Here is a 2,350-nt window from a genome sequence, read left to right as displayed (position 1 = left end):
GAATCCGCTGCGAATATATAGTCTGGGTTCATCTGCGTTAGCACTGGACATAACAAGCACTCCTGATAACAGTAATAACAGTTTTAATTTCATTTCTGATCCTTTTTATCTCATTCCTGGGAATCCCGTTGTGATAAATGGGATATTATCCAGCTTAGGTTTAGGGTTATAACCCATTTCCCACGGCGTTGTTTCAGCCCCTGGGACTGTCTCAGGCCGGGTAATAAGCCGTTCTTCCCCTAGTAGATTTATTCTTAACGGGGATTCGCTGGCTTTTAACGGATCGGCAATAACCCACTTCTTCTTGACTTTAGCTATAGATTTTCTATCTTTTTCTTTCTTTGTATCCGCAGTTACCTCAATTTCAGCTGTAATCCCATCGTGGTAACCGACGAGATCGATCCCCTTATCATGTTGATCGAATTTAAAACCCGCCGCCGTTTTGACAGCGCCTTTCGCATTTAGCGCAACTTCCATTATCATAATCTTGGTCTTAAAAGCGGCATTTATTTTTCCTTCCAGACTTAATTTCAGAGCATTTTTATTACCGGCATCAAAAGTCCATTGCTTGCTTTTATAGGCAGCACCCAACTGAAAGGACAGATTGCAGGTCAAAATAAGGCAACATTCAATCTCTAAGTAATTTTTGTCATTTGCATTCTTACGTTCTATTGCTTTTCGGAATTTGGCGGCAATTTTGTCTATCTTGCAATAAGCGGCACCCATTTGGATGAGGTCCAGTTTGGCGGTCATGCCCATAAATGGGGCGGCGCTGAAACCCACAAAATGGGAGCTGTCATCGACTGAGCTGGTTCGGTCATAGGCATAAGCCAGCCCAATATTGATGGGATCAATTTTGAGGTCAAACAGCTGGTAATCATGGGTACCTTTACCTTTTGAATCAGGCGCGGGTGCTAGGTATTTTTTCGTGTATCCCAACAGTTTTTCGACCCGATTGATGGCATCTAAACTCTCCCGGGTTTTCCTGACTTTGTTGGTTTTGGCAAATTTGTTTGAGTAATCCATATCCTGAACGGTCAAGGCGTACTCAACGTTAAGGGCGGTTTCTCTGGTCAGGTAAAATTTATCCGTGTGAACGGTCCACCCGCCACGTAATTTATTGCCATCTTTAGGTTTGACATTTGCCATAGCCTGACGGGCTTTTCTCTGTTCATCACGCCGTTCTTTAATGGGCCGTTCACCATGGGAAAAATCAAAGCCAAATCCTACCGAGACCATAAAACTGACTGAGGGGTAAACCGCTATCGTCGCGTACTTTTGACGACCCGTACAGGCTTCTGTCACGAGCTTATAATATCGGGGAGCTTTGTACATATCGGTGGGGTTAGCAATATTAGACAGATAAGACACGACACTTTTCAGACCGTTTTCAATATCGGTATCTTCTAAATGCTCTTTGTAGAATAACGTGACCTTTTCAGGCGTATTAAATTTCAAAGTTTTCTCTTTGGGTCCCCCAAGCAGTACAGCCTGATGTTTGGCGTGATCACATTTTTCTGCAATTTGTATCGTTCCGGTTTGGCCTTTCCCATCATCAACAAGGTTCATGTTAATCATGGGTTTTTTAGGCCAGACCTGAGTTTTCTTATCAAAAGTGACACTGATTTCACAGAGACAGGGATCGGGGTTGTTACATGTCATACAAGCAGCCCCGGCAGGGGGAGAAGTACGTTGTTGAGTCATATCGATTACCTTATTAGCGGGTTTATTTGGGAATAAACCCTAATTCGCTTGTTAATAATTTTTCCATTCGATAATAGCCAGGCCCTTGATTATCGCTGAGTTGGGCTAGCCATGTTGGCGGGATGTGTTGAAATTGTTCGATACGTCTTTCCATCAGCAGATAGAGAAATCCCCGGATAGAACGTTCATTGGTGATTTCGTTATCCTGACAAAAATAAAAACACGCCTCTGCCAGGTTTTGATGACGTATTAATGCCTCTTCATCTATATGGGTTGGCGCAGACGGAATATTAGGAAGATGCTGAAAAATCCGGGAGTTGACGCGTAATCCGGCCCGCCACAGTGCGGGCTGGAGGGTCAGGGAATAATGACTGCGATGGCGTCCGGTGGTGCTGTGCTCAAACTGAGTGACAATCCCGGTGACCTCACGTTCGGGTAGTCCGTCACGGTAGACGGTCAGGGTGGCGGAGTTATCCAGGACATCTTTAAAATCGATGTCGGGGTTAGCGCTGGAGAGTGTGGCGTCCAGACTGAATGGGGTTGACAGAGCTTCATTCAGTGTAAATTCAACGACGGCAAAAGTTTGCGGGGGGAGGTTACCGACGGTAAGGGTAAAAACCAGTCCTGAATCGGCCATTATTTTCCT

Annotated in this window: 2 protein-coding genes; both read right to left on the bottom strand. The window is 44.9% G+C overall.

Annotated elements, in window-relative coordinates:
- Window positions 1–105: 105 nt before the first annotated feature.
- Complete coding sequence (locus BO26_RS21400; protein WP_036775012.1) at window positions 106–1,704, bottom strand: hypothetical protein; 1,599 nt, start codon at window positions 1,702–1,704, stop codon at window positions 106–108.
- 22 nt (window positions 1,705–1,726) lie between these two features.
- On the bottom strand, window positions 1,727–2,350 hold a 624-nt coding region (locus BO26_RS24400), incomplete at its 5' end, for a contractile injection system protein, VgrG/Pvc8 family (RefSeq protein WP_268870633.1).

The organism is Photorhabdus australis DSM 17609 (assembly GCF_000711895.1).
Classification (GTDB): domain Bacteria; phylum Pseudomonadota; class Gammaproteobacteria; order Enterobacterales; family Enterobacteriaceae; genus Photorhabdus; species Photorhabdus australis.
This window is presented reverse-complemented; position numbering and strand designations above follow the sequence as displayed.

Excerpts from the sequence above, each read along its gene's own strand:
- BO26_RS21400 (WP_036775012.1), bottom strand. The coding sequence starts at position 1,704 with ATGACTCAACAACGTACTTCTCCCCCTGCCGGGGCTGCTTGTATGACA.